Below are 21,120 nucleotides of genomic sequence, written 5' to 3'. Positions count from 1 at the left end.
ACTGGCAGGCTCCGCCGTGCCGCGCAAGCCATCAGGCTTCGCGCGGCCTGGCTTGCGCCCGCGCCCCAGCCCACCTAGCATGGCGGCCATCTACAAAGAAGCCAGCACGATGCCATCACCGTCCGCCAAAGCTGCCAGCCCTCGCTCGCTGGTCTTCATTCTGCTGATCCTGCTCATCTGCGGTTTCATCGCCACCTCGCTGGCCAGCTATCACGCGGCGCTGGATTCGATCCGCGACAACATCGTCAACACCGAACTGCCGTTGACTTCGGACAACGTCTATTCGGAGATCCAGAAGGATCTGGTGCGGCCCATCCTCATCTCTTCGATGATGTCCCGCGATACCTTCGTGCGGGACTGGGTGCTCGGCGGCGAGCAGGACCTGGAGCCGATGATCCGCTACCTGCAGGAAGTGCAGAGCCACTATGGCGCGGTTACCAGCTTCTTCGTCTCCGAGCAGAGCAAGACCTATTACCAGGCCAAGGGCGTGCTGAAAAAGGTCGACGAGCAGGCCACCCGCGACGTCTGGTATTACCGCCTGCGCGATCAGGAGGAGCCCTACGAGATCAACGTCGACATCGACATGGCCAACGGCGATCGCATGACGGTGTTCATCAACTACAAGGTGTTCGACTACGAGCACCGCTTCATCGGTGCCACCGGTGTCGGTCTCACCGTGGACGCCGTGGTGCAGTTGATCGACCAGTACCAGCGGCGCTACGACCGCAGCGTGTACTTCGTCGACACCACCGGGCGCATCGTGCTCACCGGCGCCAGCGGCGGCCCCATGGGCGCGCGCATCGGCGACCAGCTGAGCGACGTCGAGGGCCTCGAAGAGCTGCACAGCAAGCTGCCCCACCCCAAGAGCGGCAACTTCTTCTACCAGGAACATGGCCGCGGCCATTTCCTCAACGTGCGCTTCATTCCCGAGCTGGACTGGTACCTGTTCGTCGACAAGCACGAAACAGGCGCCCTGGCCGGCATTCGCCAGTCGCTTTACCTCAACCTGCTGATCTGCGGCGTGGTCACCCTGGTGGTGCTCACCCTGGTGACCCTGGTGCTGCGCCGCTACCAGGCGCGCATCACCGCCCTGGCGACCACCGACTCGCTGACCGAACTGCCCAACCGCCGCGGCTTCGAGCTGTTGGCCAACCAGGCCATCCAGGAAGCACGGCGCGGCCAGAGCACCCTGTGCGCCCTGCTCTTCGACCTCGATGGTTTCAAGCAGCTCAACGACAGCCACGGCCACCTGGCCGGCGATGCGGTGCTACGTGGCTTCGCCCGCCATCTGCAAGAGAACCTGCGCCAGTCGGACATCATCTGCCGCTGGGGCGGTGAAGAGTTCATCCTGCTGCTCAAGGACACCCCGCTCGACGCGGCCCGCCAGCTCGGTGAGAAGATCCGCCAGCAGACCGAGGTCAGCGCCTTCACGTTCGCCGAGCAGACGCTGCACACATCCACCAGCATCGGCCTGGCCACCCTGCAGGAAGGTGACGATCTGCAGGCCTTGATCGCCCGCGCCGACCGCGCCCTGTACCGGGCCAAGCAGGCCGGGCGCAACCGCCTGTGCGAAGAAACCCAATGAACGCCAATCTGTGCCCCGCCTGCGGCAAGCTCAACAGCTGCGCCCAGGCCGCCAGCGACAGCGAGGTCACGCACTGCTGGTGCTTCGAGGTCGAGGTCAAACCGCAGGCGTTGCAGGATCTGCCGCCCGAGGCGCTGAACCGCGCCTGCCTGTGCCCAGCCTGCGCAGGCGTCGTACAAATCGTTGCCTCTCGCGAGCACGAACGCGAGCCCGACTGAACCATGCGCCTGGATCGTTTCCTCAGTAATTTTCCCCGTTTCAGCCGCCAGGACAGCCGCCTGCTGATCAGCGCTGGTCGCCTGCGCGTGGACGGCGAGGTCATCTCTGATCCGCGCTTCGATATCCGCGACTTCCAGCGCGTGGAGCTGGACGACGAACTGCTGCAGGCCGGGCGCAGCGCACGCTACTGGATGCTGCACAAACCGGTCGGAGTGGTCAGCGCCACCGAGCACGACGAACACCGCACCGTGCTCGATCTGCTGGACGAGCCGGACAAACACGAGCTACACCTGGCCGGCCGTCTGGATCTCAACACCAGCGGCCTGTTGCTGATCACCAATGATGGGCGCTGGTCGCGGCGCATCACTCAACCGCAAGAGCGCAAGCCCAAGGTCTATCACGTCACCACCGAACAGCCGATCACCGGCGAGTACGCCGAGGTCTTCGCCCGCGGGCTGTACTTCGCTTTCGAAGATCTCACCACCCTGCCCGCCGGGCTCGAGGTGCTGGACAGTCACCACGCCCGGCTCACCCTGTTCGAAGGCCGCTACCATCAGGTCAAGCGTATGTTCGGCCACTTCCGCAACCGCGTCGTCGCCCTGCACCGCGAGCGCATGGGCGAGATCGTCCTCGACCCACAACTGGCGCCCGGCCAGTACCGAGCACTCACCGCCGCGGAAATCGCCAGCGTCTGAAGCGCCGCCGACCAGCGGTCATGCGGAATCCTTTCAGCTTCCTTGCCAGCCGTTTTGGCCGCTGCTTAAATCGAAAAAGATGTCGCCATGCCGCTCGATAGCGCCAGGCGATATCGGGGTCGCCAGCGCGCGGCCTGCGTTACCCGCAAAAGGGGCTCCTGCCTGGTGAGAAGAACGCGCTCAAGCCGTTCCATTACAGCCTTGAAACCTGCTTCACCCCTCTAATCACAAGATCCTCCAGCCTGACATTGCTTTGTCATGTCCAGGCGTTTTCCTAGCTATCCGACTTGCCCGGTTTACGGTTCGCCGTCAGCCGCGTTCATCTTTTGCGCCAGGAGGAAATACATATGAAGCCAGCAATCGCTGTCATCGATGTGCACAGGACGTACAAGGTACATACGGAGTTCCACGCCAACCCCTCGGCCCAGAAGACCATCATCCTGGTCAACGGCTCGCTGGCGACCACCGCCTCCTTCGCGCAGACGGTCAAATACCTCGCCACCCAATTCAACGTGGTGCTCTTCGACCAGCCCTACGCCGGCCAGTCGCGGGCGCACAACCGCAACGACCACTGCATCAGCAAGGAAGACGAAGCGGCGATCCTGCTCGACCTGATCGACCATTACGGGGCCCAGTACGTGATGTCGTTTTCCTGGGGCGGCGTGGCCACCATGCTCGCGCTCACCAGGCGCCCGCCCACGCTGGAAAAGGCCATCTTCGCGTCGTTCTCGCCGACCCTCAACGAACCGATGCTCGACTACCTGGGCCGCGCTCTGGTGTGCCTCAATCAGGAGGACGGCGACAAGGTCGGCCACTTGGTCAACGACACCATCGGCAAGCACCTGCCGTCGCTGTTCAAGCGTTACAACCACAAGCACATCAGCCGCCTGAGCAGCCACGAATACCGGCAGATGAACGCCCACGTGCAACAAGTGCTGCGCATGGAAGCCCACTGCCACCTGGATTGCCTGAGCGATATCGACATCCCATTGCTGTTCATCAACGGCGAGCACGACGAATACACCTCTGCCGCCGATGCCCGCCTGATGGCCCAACACATCAACGACTGCCACTTCGCCACGGTCAGCAACGCCGGCCACTTCATCGACATGGAACACAAAGGCGCCTGGCTGCAGACCCAGAACGCCCTGCTGGGCTTCCTGCAACACAACACCACCAGCAAACGCTTCACCGTCCACCCCGGCCTGCATGCCATGGCCGTATGACACGCAATAGAGCAGCCCGCGTTGCCCTGGCAGATGGCCAATGGGCAACGCGGGCTTCATTTTGCGGATGGATTCGGGTATAAAGGCGGCCGCTGCGGGTGTCGTATAATGGTAATACCCTAGCTTCCCAAGCTAGAGCCGTGGGTTCGATTCCCATCACCCGCTCCAGATCAGAAACATTAAAGCCCTGTTTTTACAGGGCTTTTTTGTGGGCGACGTTTTGGGGCTGTCGAAGAAGTGTCGAAACCTAGACGGACAGTGCCTGGATGACGTGCTTGGGGTCGTTGTGGATAGCGCGCAGCAACGCCTTGGCCGGGCCGGTCGGTTCGCGGCGGCCTTGTTCCCAGTTACGCAGGGTGCCGAGCTGCACATCGATCATGGCCGCGAACTTGGTTTGCGTGAGGCCGGTGGCCTTGCGGATCTCTTTCACCTGCAGGGCGTCCACGGTGAACTCCCTGGATGGCTGGCGTTCGCCCCGGTGAATCTCGTCCATCTGCTGAACGCTTTCCAGCAGGTCGTCGAAGAACTTGTTCATGGTGATTACCTCCACCGATCGATAATTTGCTTGAGCACTTTGCGCTCATCGGCTGACAGATCATCCTTCTCGTTCTTCGGGTAGATCAGCAGTAACGCGATCTGCGAAGCGGACGTGAAGTGATAGTAGATGACTCTGGAGCCACCGCGTTTGCCATGGCCGCTTGAGGCCACCCGCACCTTGCGGATTCCGCCCGTGCCTTCGATCACATCGCCCATATCTGGCCGGTCTGCCAGTTCGCGCTGAAAGGCCGAGTAGCTGTCGTCAGTCAGCAGCTCTTTCAAGCGCTTGGTGAAGATGGGAGTCTCGATAAAGATCATGCCGAAATAGTACGCCAGTGGCGCACCTCCATTCAATTGGTTTCAGTGTGAGAAGTCAGCCATCGGCCCCAGCCTGATCGCGTCATGCAGGTGCTCAGGCGCCAGGTGCGAATAGCGCATGGTCATCGCCAACGAGGCATGGCCCAGGATCTCTTTCAGCGTGACGATATGCCCGCCACCCATGATGAAGTGAGCTGCGAAGGTGTGCCGCAGTATGTGGCTGGCCTGCCCCTTTGAGTGGGTTGATCGTGGTCAAGTGCAGCACCTTACGCCCTCACGCATTTGGGAATGGCCCGTGCTTGGTCTAAGCGCGTCCGATAGGGCGCGCGCATCGATCAAGCTCGAAGGCACAACCGAGCTAGCGAGCAAGGTGGGGATTACGAGCGCTCGAGAAACGTCAGCAAGGGCGCTGTACGAGTGAGCGCAGACGAGATAGACGTACTGGTGAAGATTTACACCCAGTACGCCCTCTGGCTGGCAAGCGGCCAGATCACGCCCGAGGCTGGCCAAACCAGTCCGGATACGACGAAGCAAACCGAAACTTGAGCCAACCCACCGCGGGATAGCGATCACACAGGAAGTAGCTAGACGCTGGTACGCCCGAATGGAGTTGGGAAAAGGATGAAAGATTTGTTAATGGGTTTTGCTTTATCAATATTTATCACCACCACCTGCAACGCCAACGAAGTGAGCTTTTATATAGGTCAGAGCCACAACGACTGGGCATTAAATGTAGTTGGCAAAGGTAAAGCGATTGTCGGTGAAACTCTTATTTATACTGAATATGAATATATTAAATTCACAAACAATCCTAAGCACAATAAAAGCAGAAAGGTCGAATACGTAGCTTTTGATTACGCCTACTTAACCCCTAATGGAAGATGGGATATCAAAAATACGGGAGTTCAAAAAAAGATCGTCAAGACTTTTAAGCCAGGGGAATGGATGACCATTAACTGGATCGACACTAAGCTAAGGCTTCATGAAAGAAAACCAAGCAGCTACTGGATCGTCGTGACCATCGCTACGGATTAAGGCCTAGTGCACGCTCACTCTAGAAAAGACATATTTAAAAATTGAAGCATAGTTAAGGCAATCACTTATCAGACTCCTTTTTTACTCTTCTCCGGAGCAAATCAACGACAACAGCGGACGAGTATTTAGCACGCAAGCGAGCAATAAATAACGGCTCAACATCTTGAACGAAGCCTAAAAGGCCTTGCAGTCTGCGCAAGTCGTCATGTGATATCTTACCAATAGAAAATCTATGAACCATCGCGCTAATCTCTCGTTTCTTATCTCTGCCAATAGATACAGATCCAGAATTAGAGAGCACTAAGCCTGTAACTCTGCGGCATCCTTTACGAGACAGGTGGATAGTTTTTTTCTCATTTAAGGATAAGCGAGGGTAAGCAATTTTACCTATAACTTCTCTTACCTTATCAACGACAGCCTCGGACGCCCCCTTAATAGGTGTTGAGAAGGTGAGGTCATCTGCATATCGAGTGTAAATAAAATTATTTCCAGCCGCCCAATCCGAAATAATCGAATCAAACTCATACATTATCGAATTAGAAAGCCCGGGAGATAATGGAGAGCCAATACTTAAGCATAGCTCCCCATTATTATTGAAACACGATAGGAGCGTAAAAATCTTAAGCTCAGAGTCAGTGGCGCCAATCAAAAATTGTTTTAGATGAGCAAATACATCTGAAGACTTTATTGATGGAAAAAAATTCGTAAAATCTAATTTTACAATGTAGGGATTAGCCGCATGCATTTGAGCATTGACTTTGATGCTAGAACCTTTGCGGTATGCGGTAGCTGAGTCGTGAACAGGCAAAAGCCCAAAAACATTATTGGCAAGCCATGACTGAATGTATTTTGTTTCTCTAGCTGGCTGAGCGATTACCCTTATTCCGCCGTTCTTCTTTAGAATCGGGTAGATTTTGTAAGTCCTGGGGGCACGTGAAGCGATTCTTAAGAATTGCTCTTTACTTAGCGCCAAATCAGACAAAAGCGCGTCAATGAGAGGATTATTACTCATTAATTCGCTCCAAACCTTTGTCGAATTACTCTCAGCCGATGCTTGTCTTTACCAGACTCGGCATAAAATTTCCTACAATCTACAGAGGTTCTGAGTCTATCGAACTTGGCACCCTTGTTGACAGACCAAGCTACGCGATGAAACTGATTTTTAGATACTAGATAATACCACGAATTACTAAAATCCAGATGATCCAACAGACCAAACTTCTTCATCAAAAACAACTTAATACGGAGATCATCTGTTTTTAGTTTTATGCCAAAAAAATTAAGATAAGTCGCAATTTCGCTTTCTTTAAGGGCAACAAACAATTCAACAATATCGTAAATAATAACGAAAAGATGGGAGATATTCGATATTTTCAGCTTAGGGTTCTTGGGAAGCCCTTTTATATGCTCACTGATATCGCCACAGACGTCATCTATTAGCTCTTCAGAGATAGATGCAGGGTACTTTGTCTCCCAAGGATAAACCCTTACTGCATCGTGATTATATTTTTTAATATGCCTAAGGATGCCGAGATTTATAAATGAGTCACAATGAAACTCTCTGGACAAAAAAACCATGAGTTTTTCATTGAATTGGGGAAGCTGAGAAAAGGCCCCGAGCTCAGCAATGGAGCCTGGGCTTTCTAATATTATTACAACTAAAGATGATATAGCAGCGAGCTCAACTTCGAGCTCAATTAGGTTATTGAAAATACCATCTTCTTTCCAGTCAGTGATATTCTCTGGCAAATATAGCTCAAGATCATGCCTATTGGACAAAATCAGCGCGTGCCGAAAACTACTTATTGGTGGGTCTGGAGCATCTGCATGAGCTTTGACGGGGGTTCTACCGCCACATAGCAGTATGACGTGAGAGTTACAGAAGGCGACCCTCGACTCTTTTAAATTAAGAGCTTCCAATGCACTTAAACGAGGGTCATCCATGAAGAACTATTCTTTACCAAGGACAGCCGCAGACGGAATCTGTGGACCGTAATGAGCTTGCGATTGGAGGGCCGCAGATTTCGTCTGCGGAATAAAACCAAACAATTTCATAGAGTCTGGCGAAGCGCCTGACTAAGCTCTGGCTGTGCAGCCTAGCTTTTACGCGTAAAGAACGGTCTCAAGATCCTAAAAAATGACGATGATGTCAATAGGCCTCCACTAAAAGCGCCGAAATATCTCCATCCAAGTGCGCTTGGCTGGCATGTTAGGGTCGAAAAAGTGTCGAAAGCACTGCGATGCATAGCGGGATAAAGCGTGTGAAATCCGCGTGCAAGCGAGCAACGCAGGGGCTTTGCGGAGCATTGCGGGAGTTGGAAAAGGGTTCGATTCCCTTAGCCCGCTCCAGATCGGAATACAAAAGCCCCGTCATCACTGACGGGGCTTTCTCGTTTCTGAGGGTTTGTCGCAGTAACGGGGCGGCCGTTATTCACCTAACGGCGCTACAGAAGCCCTGCCCCACTCACCTGCCGCAGCTACTTGAGCTTCGCCAGCAGCGCCTCGGCAGCGGCTTCCGAGCTGGCGGGGTTCTGGCCGGTGACCAGCTTGCCGTCTTCGATCACGAAGGACGCCCAGTCCTCACCCTTTTCGTACTGGCCGCCGAGTTTCTGGAATTCGTCCTCGATCAGGAACGGCACCACGTCGGTCAGTTGCACGCCAGCTTCTTCGCTGTTGCTGAAACCGGTGACCCGACGACCCTTGATAAAGGGGCTGCCGTCAGCCGCCCTGACGTGGCGCAGCGCACCCGGCGCATGGCAGACGAAGCCGATCGGCTTGCCGGCGCGCTCGAAGGCTTCGATGAGGCCGATCGATTCGCGCGACTCGGCCAGGTCCCACAGCGGGCCGTGGCCGCCGGGGTAGAACATGGTGTCGAAATCCTGTTGCTTGACCGAATCCAGTTTCACGGTGTTGGCCAAGTGACGCTGCGCCTCGGCGTCGGCCTTGAAGCGGCGGGTGGCGTCGGTCTGTGCATCGGGCGCGTCGCTTTTAGGGTCCAGCGGCGGCTGGCCCCCGGCTGGCGAGGCGAGCACGACATTGGCGCCGGCATCCTTGAACACGTAGTAAGGCGCCGCGAACTCTTCGAGCCAGAAGCCGGTTTTTGCACCGGTGTTGCCGAGCTGATCATGGGAGGTCAGTACCATCAGAACATTCATCATGAACTCCTTGCATGTGGCGATAGGGTTCTGAGTTAGTGCCCGAAAACCGCGCGGAGTGCCCGAAGCTTTTCATTGCCAGCAGGCTGGTAGCCACAGCTCGGCCGCCAGGCCGCCACCTGTGCGATTCTCAAGAATCAGTGTGCCGCCGTGAGCTTGGGCAATCCGTCGGGCGATGCTCAGGCCGAGCCCATAGCCGCCCGAACGAGCATTGCGTGAAGCCTCCGCCCGCACGAATGGCTCGAAGATGCTGGGCAGCAAGGCCGGCTCGATTCCGGGGCCGCGATCCTCGATGCGAATGGCAACGCCCTGCTCCCGCCCGACCACCGCCACTTCTACCCCACGGGCATAGCGCAGGGCATTTTCCAGCAGATTCTGCAGGCAACGCTGCAGCAAAATCGGGTTGCCGCGCACCAGTGTCGCGTTGCCCGAAACAGGCAATGGTTCATCGGCAGTTGCCAGTTCGCCACACAATTGCGTGATCAGTTGCTCGATATCAACGGGCTCAGCCACGCCAGGCTCGGCGGCGCGCTGGAAGTCGAGCACCTGGGCGATCATGGCGTCCATCTGGGCGATGTTGTGCTTCAGGCGCTCACGCTGCTCGTCATCGCTGAGGCGTTCGATACGCAGGCGCATACGCGTCAGGGGCGTGCGCAGGTCGTGGGACACGGCGGCGAGAAAGTGCGCCTGGTCACGCATCATGGCAATCAGCCGTTGCTGCATGACGTTGAAGGTGTGCGCAGCCTCGCGCACTTCCAGCGGCCCGTTCAGCGGTAGCGGCGGCTGTTCCAGGTTGTCGCCCAGGCCGCGAGCGGCCTCGCTGAGCCGCTGCAGCGGGCGCAGGCACAGGCGTACCGCCAGCCAGCAGATGCCCAGCACCGCCAGAATGCGCAGCACGTAGATACGCAGTATGTAATCGGCGATCAGCGCCCAGGCCGATTCGCCGCTCCAGCCCTGCTGCTCATGGCCATCCACTTCCAACCAGCGACCATCGGGCTGGGCGACGGCAAAACGGATATGAGCCTGGGCGGTGTCCAGGCCGAACAGGCTGCGCCAGACGATGGGCTGGCCGTGCGTGTCGGTCAGACGGGCCTCCAGCAAGCGGATCCGCTGCTCGTGTCCCAGTTCATGCAGCAACGCCTGGTGCAACAGCAACTCGATACGCCGCAGACCACGCCGGTCGGTCGCGTCGACGTGCGGCTCGCTGGCGAGGCAGTTCAACTGGTAGCCGGCAGGCGCCGAGAGCGGGCCGTCAGCGCTGCAACCCCTTTCGATCATCCCCGCCGTACGGCTGGCAGCGAGACGCACCGGCGCCTCCAGCACCTGGGCGAAGCGTACGTCGAACCAGATGCTGCTCGACAACAGCTGAATGGCTACCACGCCGCATACCATGATCAGCAACAGTTGAGCGAACAGGGTCTGTGGCCACAGCCGCCTGAAACCGGTGGCGGCGGGAAGCGCGGGCATCTCAGGTCACCGCATCGTTGGCGGTGATGCTGAACAGGTAGCCTTCGTTACGGATGGTGAGGATCTGCACGCGCTCGTCACCTGCCTTGAAGCATTGGCGCAGACGGCTGACGCACATATCCACCGATCGATCATCCGGCAGATGGGGCCGGGAGAACGCACAGCGAGTCAGGTGATCGCGGCTCAGCACGCGGTTGCGGGCGCCGAGCAGCTCGTTCAACACCCGGTAATCGGAGCGTGGCAACAACATTGCCGTGCCGTCGGGCTGGGTCAGGGTGCGCTTGACGGGGTCGAGGCGGTAGCCAGCGAACACCATCGGCGTGTCGCCCTGGCTTGCAGGCTCCACACGGGCTGGCACGGCGCGGCGCAATACCGCCTTGGCCCGTGCCAGCAGCTCGCGGGGCTCGAAGGGTTTGCCCAGGTAATCATCGGCGCCCACCTCCAGACCAACGACGCGGTCCAGCGCCGAGCCACGGGCCGAGAGCATGATCACCGCCGGACCATCCGCCGCCTGCACGCGGCGGCACAGGCTGAGGCCGTCCTCGCCAGGCAGCATGAGGTCGAGGATCAGCAATTGCACGCTGTGCTGTTCGAGCAGCGACCACATTTGCCGACCATCGGCGGCTGCCAATACGCGGTAACCGGAGTCGCTCAGGTATTCGCAGAGCAGCTCGCGAATCTCGTCGTCGTCGTCCACCACCAGCACGGTCTGCGACGCCGCCTCCATGCCCTGCGCCCTTAGGGCCTGCCCCTCATTACGTTCCATTACATGCCCGTACAAACCAAGAAATTACGCAGCCAGCGCAGTACTTAGAATCGTAACAAAAATCTCATGCATATGAGAATGACTGCCAACCAACACGAGCTATCATGAACGCCGCGCCCCTACCCCGTAAAACCCTCTGTCCCTCGCAACGCACGCTGCTAGCCGCCACCATCAGCCTGAGCGGCCTGTTGCTCAGCCCGCTCGGCCACGCCGAGGTGGATGCACCCGCCGGCGCGCTGGAGCTGGGCGCGATCAGCATCGAAGACAGCGCCATCGACGATGCCACCGAACAACTCGGCTATACCGTGCGCGGCACCACCAGTTCGACCGGCATGGCACTGACGCCCCGGCAAACGCCGCAGAGCGTGACCACCATCACCCGCCAGCAGATGACCGACCGCGGCATCAGCAACGTCGAGCAGGCGCTGGACGTCACGCCGGGCGTCACCGCCAGCAAGTACGAGGTGGGCGGCCGCACCGACTTTCGCGCACGCGGCTACAAGATCACCAATTGGAAGGTCGATGGCCTGCAGTACTTCGGCGACTCGGGCTTCAGCGGTGCCGGCAACTCGCTGAACATGGACATGTACGAACGCATCGATATCGTCCGCGGCGCCAATGGCCTGCTCGGTGGCACTGGCGACCCGTCGGCGACCGTCAACCTGATCCGCAAAAGCCCCGGCAAGGAATTCGGCGGCAGTTCCTACCTGACCTATGGCAGCTGGGACAGGACGCGCCTGGGCGCCGACCTCAACCTGCCGCTCAGCGAAGACGGCCGCCTGCGCTCGCGCTTCGTGATCACCCAGGAGGACGCCAACTCGTTCCGTGATCACCAGTCCGAACGTGCCCGCGCCGCCCTGGCGAATTTCGAGTTCGACCTCACCGACGACACCACCCTGGGCGCCGGCTATCAGTACGAATACGCCAAGACCGTAGGCGGCGGCTGGGGCGCCAATATCCCGATCTGGTACGCCGATGGCAGCAAGACCGACTGGTCGCGCAGCACCAACCTGGTGCCGAGCTGGAGCCACGGCGAGAACGAAACGCGCACCACTTTCGCCTCGCTCAGCCACCGTTTCAATGAGGACTGGACGCTGGACGTGAAGGCCGCGCAGAGCGTCACCGAAGCGCTCAATCACTACGGTTTGGGCAAGGTCAACCAATTCAGCCGCGGACTCTATACCGGCTACCCGGAGCAGGACGGCAGCGGCATGGTGCTCAACGGGCTGCACAGTTCCAGCGACACCACCCAGCAATCCGCACAATTCGACCTGAGCGGCGCGTTCGAGCTGCTCGGCCGCAGCCACCAGGCCATGTTCGGCTATAGCGACAGCCGTACCGTGGGCTGGACGCCGGAATACAGCTGCATCATGTCCAGCGCCACACGCCAGAGCGCACCGGCCCTGGGTTGCCAGTTCCGCAGCAACAACGGCCTACCGATCACCGACTGGCATAACGGCGTCGACGACGACCTGTACCTGACGGCCAGCAAAACCGGCCGCCACGGCAAGAGCGTCACCCGTCTACAGGGCCTGTACGCGGCCACGCGCCTGAGCATCACCGATCCGCTGTCGGTCATTCTCGGCGTGCGGGCCAGCGACTACCGCACCCGCAACACCACCGCCGCAGGCATCAAGACCAGCCAGACCGAATCGGGCATCGTCACCCCCTACGTGGGCGCGGTGTACGACCTCAACGACACCTACTCGCTGTACGCCAGCTACACCGACCTGTTCACCCCGCAAAGCGAGGAAACCACCAGCGGCAGCCGCGTCGAACCCATCGTCGGGCAGAGCTACGAGACCGGCATCAAGGGCGAGTGGCTGGACGGCCGCCTGAACGCCCAGCTCGCCTACTTCCGCACCAAGCAGGACAACAAGGCGGTTACCGATAGCGCCAACCAAACGCCGTCCCAGGCCCAGGCCTACGTCGCTGGCAGTGGCACGGAAACCGATGGCATCGACATCGAGGTGGCCGGCGCGCTCACCGACAACTGGAACGTCTATGGCGGCTATACCTACCTGCACTTCCGCCGCCTGGACAGCGATGGCCGCAGTGACCCGTCGCACCTGTTCAAGGCCTCGACCACCTATCGCCTGAGCGGCATGCTGGATCGCGTGACCCTGGGCACCGGCGTCAGCGCGCAAAGCAACATTCGCGCGCTCTCCAGCCCGGCCGGCATCCCAAATAACGGGCAGAGCCGCAGCGCCACCGACGTGAATTGGTCCGGCTACGCGATCTGGAACGCCATGGCCAAGTACGACATCAACGACGACACCGACGTGACCCTGAACGTCAACAACCTGTTCGACAAGACCTACTACACCCGCTACGGCTTCTACGCTGGCGCCATCTACGGCGACCCGCGCAGCATGTCGGTAACCCTGCGCACGCAGTTCTAGCGCAGCGACGAAAGCGGCTGGCCGCCGCTTTCCGGCAATCGAAACGAAACAGGGGTAGCTCCTTTCGGTAGCTACCCCTGTTTCGTTCAGGCAATGGCGCGATCAGCGCTTGTCCTTGCGCTTTTTCTCGGCCTTCTTGTGGTGGCTCATCAAGCGGCGCTTCTTGTTCACCTGGCGGTCGGTCAGGGTGTTCTTGTTGCCCTCGTAAGGGTTCTCGCCCCCTTTGTACTCGATGCGGATCGGCGTGCCGACCAGCTTGAGCACGCGACGGTAGGTGTTTTCCAGGTAACGGGAGTAGGCGCGCGGCACGGCGTCGACCTGGTTACCGTGGATCACGATCAGCGGCGGATTGGCGCCACCCAGGTGGGCGTAACGCAGTTTGATACGGCGACCGTTGACCAGCGGTGGCTGGTGCTCCTGCACCGCATCTTCGAGGATCTGCGTCAGGCGGCTGGTCGGCCAGCGAGTGATCGCCGACTTGAACGAGGCCTGCACCGACTTGTACAGATGGCCAACGCCAGTACCGTGCAAGGCGGAGATGAAGTGGATATCGGCGAAGTCGACGAAGAACAGCCGGCGCTGCAGCTCGGTCTTCACGTAATCACGCTCACTGGGCTCCATGCCATCCCACTTGTTGAGCGCGATGACCAGGGCACGGCCACTCTCGAGCACGAAGCCGAGCAGGTTGAGGTCGTGGTCGACCACCCCTTCGCGGGCGTCCATGACGAACACCACCACGTTGGAATCCTGAATGGCCTGCAGCGTCTTTACCACCGAGAACTTTTCCACCGCCTCGAAGATCTTGCCGCGGCGACGCACGCCGGCGGTGTCGATCAGTGTGTACTTCTCGTCATCACGCTCGAAGGGGATGTAGATGCTGTCGCGGGTGGTGCCGGCCTGATCGTAGACGATGACCCGGTCTTCACCGAGCATGCGGTTGACCAGGGTCGACTTGCCGACGTTGGGGCGGCCGATGATGGCCAGCTTGATGCCGTCCTTCTCGCTCGGGCCGGGAATGCGCTTGGCTTCCTCACCCTCGGCGACGTCTTCGGCCACCTCGCCCTCTTCCGGCTCGCCGGCATCCTTGGGGAAGCTGCCCAGGGCAGCTTCGAGCATCTGGGTGATACCGCGGCCATGGGCGCCAGCGATCGGCAGGGCTTCGCCCATGCCCAGCGGCGAGAACTCGGCGCGGGCCAGGTCGGGGTCGAGGTTGTCGACCTTATTGACCACCAGGAAGCTGCGTTTGTTGCGCTTGCGCAGATGCTCGCCAATCATCTGGTCGGAGGCGGACAACCCGGCGCGGGCGTCGACCAGGAACAGCACGGCATCGGCTTCTTCGATGGCCTGCAGGGACTGCTCGGCCATCTTGGCGTCGATGCCTTCCTCGTCACCGGAGATACCACCGGTGTCGATCACGATATAGGTGCGCCCCTGCCACTTGGCCTCGCCGTACTGGCGGTCGCGGGTCAGGCCCGAAAGGTCCCCGACGATCGCGTCGCGGGTGCGGGTCAGGCGGTTGAACAAGGTGGATTTGCCGACGTTCGGCCGGCCCACCAGGGCAATTACGGGAACCATTCGGCTCTCCACTTCGTTATTTCAAAAAATACAAAAGCCGCTGCACAGGCAGCGGCCGCAAATCTCGCACTATCTGCCCCGCTCGCCCGGTACTACCGGACGAGCGAAGCCGGGGCTCACTTGATGGTCAGAGCCACCAGTTTGCCGCCGTTGCCGAAGGCATACAGCCAGTCGCCGACCACCAGCGGACGCGCACGCAGGCCGTCACTGTCGATGCGGGTACGGCCGACGAAACGGCCATCGACCTGGCTGATCAGGTGCAGATAGCCTTCCAGATCGCCGAACGCGACGTAGCTGGAGAACACCGCAGGTGACGACAGTTGGCGACGCGCCAGGGCGTCGTTGGTCCACAGTGCCGAGGCTGAGCGCTCGTCGATGCTTTCAACGGTACCACTGGCCAGGGTCACGTACACGTTACCGAAGCCCTGCGCCACGCCCATGGAGCTGGACGCCTCGCGCTGCCAGATCACCCGGCCGCTCTGCAGATCCAGCGCCGCGACGCGGCCCTGGTAGGTGACCACGTAGAGCTGGCCACCGGAGAGCAGCAGGCCGCCGTCGATGTCGACGATACGGTCGAGTTCGGAACGCCCCTGGGGAATAGCCACGCGCTGTTCCCAGACCGGGATGCCGCGCTGTGCGTCGAGGGCGATGACCTTGCCGCTGGACAGGCCGGCGATGGCCAGCTGGTTGGTCAGCAGCGGGCTGCCGGTACCACGCAGCGTCAGCACGGCCGGGGTGTTCTCGAAGATCCAGCGTTGCTGACCGCTGTAGGCGTCCAATGCGACGAGGGTGTCGTCCTGGGTTTGCACCAGCACGGTGTCGCTGCTGATGGCCGGGGCGGAGAGCACTTCGCTGGGCACGCGGGCGCGCCACTTCTCTTCACCGTTGGACGAATCCAGGGCAATCACTTCACCCTTGAGGGTGCCGACCACGACCATGCCATAGCTAGCCGCCACGGCGCCGGAAACCGGAACTTCCAGCTCCTTCTTCCAGGCGACCTTGCCGGTCATGCGGTCCATGGCGACGACCAGGCCTTCGACGTCGGCGGCGAAAATCTGCTCGCCATCGACCACCGGCTCGAGCATGTTGTAGATGTCGCCCTGACCGTCACCGATCGAGCGGCTCCACTCTTTCTGCAGCTTCACTTCCTCGGTGAACTTGGGAAGCTCGGCAGGCGGCAGTTCTTTCTTGCTGTTGCTGCTGCAACCCACGGCCAGGACGGCCAGGGCCAGCAGTGCGGCATTCTTCCAACGCATCACGTCATGCATCCCCTTTGGCCAGGTCGTCGATCTTCATCTGCAGACCACCGACGGCAGCTTCTTCAGCCAGCGCGCCCTTGGCTTTCACGTAGGCGGCATGGGCGTCGTCGGTACGGCCCAGCTTCACCAGCAGGTCGCCCTTGAGTTCTTCACGGCTGGCCAGGAACGCCTGGTCGGCGTCGCCGTCGAGCAGCTTGAGCGCTTCGTCGGCCTTGTCCTGGGCAGCCAGCACGCGAGCCAGACGCTGACGAGCGAGCTCGCCCAGGGTCTCGTTGGCCGGTTTGTCGACCACGCTGCGCAGCTCGGTCGCTGCATCGTCCAGCTTGCCGGACTCGACCGCGACCTTGGCCACGAACAGGCTGCCGTACTGGGCGTACTGGGTGCCGCCGAAGTCTTTCTTCAGCTGCCCGGCGAGCGTGGCCACCTTGGCGGCATCCGGCTGACCGCTTGGGGTCATGGCCGACTCCAGCAGTTGCTGATAGATAATCGACGCGCCCTGCGCCTGGTTGGTCTGGTACTTCTGCCAACCCTGCCAGCCAAATACCGCGATCAGCGCCAGGGCGCCACCCGCTAGCAGTGGCTTGCCGTTACGATCCCACCAGTCTTTCAGGCCGGCCAGTTCATCATCATCGCTGTTCAACGCCACCCCAATACTCCTTAATCGCTAAATCGCTCAAGCCTGCTGGGTGCAGGATGCCAGATGGTCGGCAAGATCCGACCAGGCAATGCTTTGTTGTTCGCTGTCGTCGCGCAAAGGTTTGCAACCTACCACGCGCTTGGCCAGTTCGTCCTCACCGAGAATCAGAGCATACAGGGCTCCGCTCTTGTCGGCCTTCTTGAACTGGCTCTTGAAGCTGCCACCGCCGGCATTGACCAGCAGGCGCAGCCCCGGAACCTGGTTACGTACGTCTTCAGCCAAGGCCAATGCAGCCAACTCAGCCGCTTCGCCGAAGGCGCAGATGAAGGCATCGGCCGGGCGGTTCAATTCAGCGGGTACGCACTGCAGGGTTTCGAGCAGCAGCACCAGGCGCTCGACGCCCATGGCGAAGCCAACACCTGGAGTAGGCTTGCCGCCGAACTGGGTGATCAGCCCGTCGTAACGACCGCCGGCGCATACGGTGCCTTGAGATCCGAGTTTGTCGGTCACCCACTCGAATACAGTGCGGCCGTAGTAATCCAGGCCGCGCACCAGCTTCGGGTTGATCTCGTACTTGATGCCGACGGCATCCAGACGCGCCTTGAGGCCGTCGAAGTGCACGCGGGACTCGTCATCCAGATAGTCGTGCAGCGTCGGGGCATCGGCGAGCAGCGCCTGGGTCTGGGCGTTCTTGCTGTCGAGGATGCGCAGCGGGTTGGTGGTCAGGCGACGCTGGCTGTCTTCGTCGAGCTGATCGAAGCGCTCGCGCAGGTAGGCCACCAGGGCGTCACGGTACACGCCGCGGGCTTCGCTGGAACCCAGGCTGTTGAGCTGCAGAGTCACCGCGCCGGCCAGGCCGAGCTTCTTCCACAGGCGCCAGGTCAGGGTGATCAGCTCGGCGTCGATGTCGGGCCCTGGCAGGTTGAACACTTCCACACCGATCTGGTGGAACTGGCGATAACGGCCCTTCTGCGGCTTCTCGTAGCGGAACATCGGGCCCGCGTACCACAGCTTCTGCACCTGACCGCCACCGGTCAGGCCATGCTCGAGCACGGCGCGCACGCAGCCGGCGGTGCCTTCGGGGCGCAGGGTCAGGGATTCGTTGTTGCGGTCGAGAAAGGTGTACATCTCCTTGTCGACCACATCGGTGCCCTCGCCGATGCCACGGGCGAACAGGTCGGTGAACTCGAGGATCGGCAGGCGGATTTCCTGATAGCCGTAGCTATCCAGCAAGGTCGCCAGCGTGCTTTCCAGATAGCGCCAGGCCGGGGTCTGCTGCGGCAGGATATCGTTCATGCCACGAATGGCTTGCAGGGACTTGCTCACTTGTTTTCCTTAAGCACGGATCAGCCGCGCACGATCACAGCCGCATCGGCTGCAGCCTTTTCGGCCGCCTTTTCGCGGATCAGCTTTTCCAGCTCATCCACCAGGTTGGTATTGGTCAGCTTGGAAGCCGGCTTGCCATCGATGTACACCAGGTTGTTCGGCGTACCTCCGGTGAGGCCGATATGGGCTTCCTTGGCCTCGCCTGGGCCGTTGACCACGCAGCCGATCACCGCGACGTCCAGCGGCACCAGCAGGTCCTCGACGCGGGTTTCCAACTCGTTCATGGTCTTGACCACGTCGAAGTTCTGGCGCGAGCAGCTCGGGCAGGCGATGAAATTGATGCCCCGCGAACGCAGGCGCAGCGACTTGAGGATATCGAAACCAACCTTGATCTCCTCCACCGGATCGGCCGCCAGGGAGATGCGGATGGTGTCGCCGATACCTTCGGCCAAGAGCATGCCCAGGCCCACCGAGGACTTCACGGTACCGGAGCGCAGGCCGCCGGCCTCGGTGATGCCCAGGTGCAGCGGCTGTTCGATCTGCTTGGCCAGCAGGCGATAGGCCTCGACGGCCATGAACACGTCGGAGGCCTTCACGCTGACCTTGAAGTCGGGGAAGTTCAGGCGGTCGAGATGCTCGACGTGACGCAGGGCCGACTCGACGAGCGCCTCGGGCGTCGGCTCGCCGTATTTCTTCTGCAGGTCCTTTTCCAGGGAGCCTGCGTTGACGCCGATGCGAATCGGAATGCCCTTGTCGCGCGCGGCCTCGACCACTGCCTTGACGCGATCCTCGCGGCCGATGTTGCCGGGGTTGATGCGCAGGCAATCGACGCCCAGCTCGGCCACACGCAGGGCGATCAGGTAATCGAAGTGAATGTCGGCCACCAGCGGCAGGTTGACCTGCTGCTTGATGCGACCGAAGGCTTCGGCAGCGTCCATGTCCGGAACGGAGACGCGGACGATGTCGGCACCGGCCGCTTCGAGGCGACGGATCTGCTCGACGGTGGCGGCCACATCGTTGGTATCGGTATTGGTCATGCTCTGTACGGCGATGGGGGCATCGCCGCCGACCGGTACCGAACCGACCCAGATCTTGCGAGAGAGACGACGTTTGATCGGTGATTCACCGTGCATATTACTGCCCACCCAACTTCAAGCGTGCGGTTTCACCGGAGATATGCGGCGTCACATCGACAGCAGCACCGTTGTAGGTCACCTGGGCGCCGCGGGCGAAGCCCAGGCGCAACTCCATCGGTGCCTGGCCGCGTACGTCGAGGCTGTCACCGCTGCGTTTCAGGCCGCTGGCGACGACCTTGCCGTTGGCATCGGTCACCTGGATCCAGCAATCGGCAGTGAACTTCACGCTGATCAGGCCTTCGCCAGCCGCCACCGGGGCCTGCGGCTGGGCAGCGGCGGCAGCGGGCGCCTGGGCAGCCGGTGCGGCTGGCGCCGCGGGTGCAGTCGATCCGGCTGGTGCAGCGGGTGTCTGCTCAGCAGGCGCGGTCTGGCCAGCTGGCGGGTTCTGTTCCAGCAATTCGGTAGCGGTGGCCGGCGGCGTTTCGCTCGGGGCCTCTTCAGCCTGCTCGCCCGAAACGCCTGGCAACGGCAATTCGGTACCCTGGTTCTGCGCCTCGGCGACGGCCTGGTCTTCCGGCTCATCGAGCGGATGAATCTGGGTGCTGCCATCGGCGCCGTCGACCTCGACATGGCCCATGCCGACGTTCTTCAGGTCATCGAGCTGCCAGCCCTGGTCCTGCCACCAGTAGAAACAGGCGCCGCCAACGCCGAGCAGCAGCAGGAAGCTGACCAGGCGCAGAATGCTTTGCGAGTAGCGCGTCGGCTCCTCGATCCGGCCCAGCGCATGCACGCTGCTGCCCGTGGCGTTGCTGCCGGTGAACTGATCGAAGTCGGCCACTAGGGGTGCCTGCTCCAGGCCCAGCAATTTCGCGTAGGCGCGGATGTAACCACGGGAAAAGGTGTTGCCTGGCAGCTTCTCGAACTCGCCGGCCTCCAGCTGGCTCAGGCGCATTGGCGTGAGGTTGAGCTGGGTAGCGACTTCGGCCACCGACCAGCCTCGGCTCTCACGCGCTGCACGCAGGGCTTCTCCAGGATTGACGCGATGAGCTGCTGCAACTTCGGGTTGGGCCGCTTTCATCTTTGCTCCGACAGATATTGCTGATATTCCGGCGTACCGGGATAAAGACGTTTCAATTGCAGGCCGAGGCTGGCAGCACGGTCACGATCCTCGAAGATCGTGGCCAGGCGCGCGCCCAGCAACAAGCTGCGGGCGTTCTGCTCGGAAATGGCGCTGAAACTCTCGTAATAGCTGCGCGCAGGCACGTATTCGCGATCTTCGTAGGAGAGATTGGCCATCTCCAGCAGGGCCCGCGGCTGGCGACTGTTGAGGCGCAACGAACGCTCGAAATAGGCTTTGGCCTCCTGGCGCTGCTTGAGCATCATGGCGGTCATGCCCATGTTCTCGAACACCCGGGCGCGCTCCGGATAGAGGCTGTCCTCGGCGGCCAGGCTGTAGCGTTCCATGGCTTCCTTGTAGCGCTTCTGCTCGAACAGGAAACCACCGTAGTTGTTCAGCAGCCGTGCATCCCTGGGGTTCTTGGACAGCGACTTGCGAAAATGTTCATCGGCCAGCTTGGGTTCCATCTCACGCTGGAACACCAGGGCGAGCACGGCGTGGGCGTCAGCGCCCGAGGAGTCGATGTCCAGCGCATTCTTCAGCGGCACCTTGGCCGGCCCGGTCTCGCCCTGCTGCAGATAACCGATACCCAGCTGCACGAACGAATCGTAGGCTTTCTTGCGCCCTTCGGGCGTTTTCATCGGGTCGACGTCACCGGTCGATACGCAGGCGGTGAGCAGACTGGTGCCGAACAAGAACAGCAGGGAACGCAGCACGGTCATGGA

General features: G+C 60.6%; 20 protein-coding genes, 1 tRNA gene and 1 pseudogene. 7 read left to right on the top strand and 15 right to left on the bottom strand.

Annotation, left to right across the window (positions count from 1 at the left end; genetic code table 11):
• The first annotated feature begins 109 nt into the window (after positions 1-109).
• From BVH06_RS22450 to BVH06_RS22430, 5 genes are all read left to right on the top strand, one after another.
• Entirely contained in the window at positions 110-1,585 is a 1,476-nt protein-coding gene (locus BVH06_RS22450; RefSeq protein WP_075935784.1) for a sensor domain-containing diguanylate cyclase, read from the top strand.
• A complete protein-coding gene (locus BVH06_RS22445; RefSeq protein ID WP_075931245.1) occupies positions 1,582-1,803 on the top strand; it encodes a cysteine-rich CWC family protein in 222 nt (73 codons plus the stop codon). The genes BVH06_RS22450 and BVH06_RS22445 overlap by 4 nt, the downstream gene beginning before the upstream one ends.
• Before the next feature lie 3 nt (positions 1,804-1,806).
• A complete protein-coding gene (locus tag BVH06_RS22440; protein ID WP_075931246.1) occupies positions 1,807-2,499 on the top strand; it encodes a pseudouridine synthase in 693 nt (230 codons plus the stop codon).
• Positions 2,500-2,846: 347 nt separating this feature from the next.
• Complete coding sequence (locus tag BVH06_RS22435) at positions 2,847-3,725, top strand: alpha/beta fold hydrolase (protein WP_075935541.1); 879 nt, start codon at positions 2,847-2,849, stop codon at positions 3,723-3,725.
• Between the two features lie 94 nt (positions 3,726-3,819).
• Positions 3,820-3,893: transfer RNA gene (locus tag BVH06_RS22430), tRNA-Gly, on the top strand.
• 79 nt (positions 3,894-3,972) lie between these two features.
• On the opposite strand, the gene nadS is transcribed toward BVH06_RS22430, so the two are convergent.
• From nadS to BVH06_RS22415, 3 genes and pseudogenes are all read right to left on the bottom strand, one after another.
• Positions 3,973-4,260: a NadS family protein gene (gene nadS, locus BVH06_RS22425; RefSeq protein WP_075935540.1), complete on the bottom strand. Its 288-nt coding sequence runs from the start codon at positions 4,258-4,260 to the stop codon at positions 3,973-3,975.
• A gap of 5 nt (positions 4,261-4,265) precedes the next feature.
• Positions 4,266-4,580 (bottom strand): type II toxin-antitoxin system RelE/ParE family toxin, encoded by a 315-nt coding sequence (locus BVH06_RS22420; RefSeq protein WP_075935539.1) that lies wholly within the window; start codon positions 4,578-4,580, stop codon positions 4,266-4,268.
• A gap of 42 nt (positions 4,581-4,622) precedes the next feature.
• Positions 4,623-4,814: pseudogene (locus BVH06_RS22415) on the bottom strand (tyrosine-type recombinase/integrase); the annotation flags it as partial.
• Between the two features lie 387 nt (positions 4,815-5,201).
• Between BVH06_RS22415 and BVH06_RS22405 the strand changes: the two are divergent.
• On the top strand, positions 5,202-5,615 hold the full coding sequence (locus BVH06_RS22405; RefSeq protein ID WP_075935538.1) for a hypothetical protein: 414 nt from the start codon (positions 5,202-5,204) through the stop codon (positions 5,613-5,615).
• Between the two features lie 61 nt (positions 5,616-5,676).
• Here BVH06_RS22405 and BVH06_RS22400 read toward each other — a convergent pair whose 3' ends face one another.
• The 5 genes from BVH06_RS22400 to BVH06_RS22380 form a co-directional block, all read right to left on the bottom strand.
• A complete protein-coding gene (locus BVH06_RS22400) occupies positions 5,677-6,627 on the bottom strand; it encodes a retron St85 family RNA-directed DNA polymerase (protein ID WP_075935537.1) in 951 nt (316 codons plus the stop codon).
• Positions 6,627-7,559, bottom strand: a complete 933-nt coding sequence (locus tag BVH06_RS25580; protein ID WP_139315707.1) for a retron St85 family effector protein — start codon at positions 7,557-7,559, stop codon at positions 6,627-6,629. Before BVH06_RS25580 ends, BVH06_RS22400 begins: the two co-directional genes overlap by 1 nt.
• 533 nt (positions 7,560-8,092) lie before the next feature.
• Positions 8,093-8,770 (bottom strand): type 1 glutamine amidotransferase domain-containing protein, encoded by a 678-nt coding sequence (locus tag BVH06_RS22390; RefSeq protein ID WP_075935535.1) that lies wholly within the window; start codon positions 8,768-8,770, stop codon positions 8,093-8,095.
• Positions 8,771-8,842: 72 nt separating this feature from the next.
• Positions 8,843-10,237, bottom strand: a complete 1,395-nt coding sequence (locus BVH06_RS22385; RefSeq protein WP_075935534.1) for an ATP-binding protein — start codon at positions 10,235-10,237, stop codon at positions 8,843-8,845.
• Position 10,238: 1 nt separating this feature from the next.
• On the bottom strand, positions 10,239-11,003 hold the full coding sequence (locus tag BVH06_RS22380; RefSeq protein ID WP_083652165.1) for a response regulator: 765 nt from the start codon (positions 11,001-11,003) through the stop codon (positions 10,239-10,241).
• Between the two features lie 104 nt (positions 11,004-11,107).
• Between BVH06_RS22380 and BVH06_RS22375 the strand changes: the two genes are divergently transcribed.
• Complete coding sequence (locus BVH06_RS22375; protein ID WP_139315706.1) at positions 11,108-13,405, top strand: TonB-dependent siderophore receptor; 2,298 nt, start codon at positions 11,108-11,110, stop codon at positions 13,403-13,405.
• Positions 13,406-13,507: 102 nt separating this feature from the next.
• Here the strand turns inward: BVH06_RS22375 and der are convergent, their stop codons facing one another.
• From der to pilW, 7 genes are all read right to left on the bottom strand, one after another.
• Positions 13,508-14,980 carry a ribosome biogenesis GTPase Der gene (der, locus tag BVH06_RS22370; protein WP_075931252.1) on the bottom strand — a complete coding sequence of 491 codons (1,473 nt, stop codon included), beginning with the start codon at positions 14,978-14,980 and terminating at the stop codon, positions 13,508-13,510.
• 116 nt (positions 14,981-15,096) lie between these two features.
• Positions 15,097-16,248, bottom strand: a complete 1,152-nt coding sequence (gene bamB, locus BVH06_RS22365) for an outer membrane protein assembly factor BamB (RefSeq protein ID WP_075935533.1) — start codon at positions 16,246-16,248, stop codon at positions 15,097-15,099.
• Entirely contained in the window at positions 16,241-16,879 is a 639-nt protein-coding gene (locus tag BVH06_RS22360) for a tetratricopeptide repeat protein (protein WP_075931386.1), read from the bottom strand. Before BVH06_RS22360 ends, bamB begins: the two co-directional genes overlap by 8 nt.
• A 33-nt stretch (positions 16,880-16,912) precedes the next feature.
• Positions 16,913-18,202: a histidine--tRNA ligase gene (hisS, locus tag BVH06_RS22355; protein WP_075935532.1), complete on the bottom strand. Its 1,290-nt coding sequence runs from the start codon at positions 18,200-18,202 to the stop codon at positions 16,913-16,915.
• A 20-nt stretch (positions 18,203-18,222) separates the two neighbouring features.
• Positions 18,223-19,335 carry a flavodoxin-dependent (E)-4-hydroxy-3-methylbut-2-enyl-diphosphate synthase gene (ispG, locus tag BVH06_RS22350; protein ID WP_075931255.1) on the bottom strand — a complete coding sequence of 371 codons (1,113 nt, stop codon included), beginning with the start codon at positions 19,333-19,335 and terminating at the stop codon, positions 18,223-18,225.
• Position 19,336: 1 nt separating this feature from the next.
• The gene (locus tag BVH06_RS22345) at positions 19,337-20,356 is read right to left on the bottom strand and encodes a RodZ domain-containing protein (protein ID WP_075935531.1); all 1,020 of its coding nucleotides are present in this window, start codon (positions 20,354-20,356) and stop codon (positions 19,337-19,339) included.
• The gene (gene pilW / locus BVH06_RS22340; RefSeq protein ID WP_075935530.1) at positions 20,353-21,117 is read right to left on the bottom strand and encodes a type IV pilus biogenesis/stability protein PilW; all 765 of its coding nucleotides are present in this window, start codon (positions 21,115-21,117) and stop codon (positions 20,353-20,355) included. Before pilW ends, BVH06_RS22345 begins: the two co-directional genes overlap by 4 nt.
• Positions 21,118-21,120 lie beyond the last annotated feature (3 nt).

Source organism: Pseudomonas sp. PA27(2017), assembly GCF_001945445.1.
GTDB lineage: Bacteria > Pseudomonadota > Gammaproteobacteria > Pseudomonadales > Pseudomonadaceae > Aquipseudomonas.
Note: the sequence above shows the minus strand (reverse complement) of the source record. Positions and strands in the feature narration are given on the sequence as shown.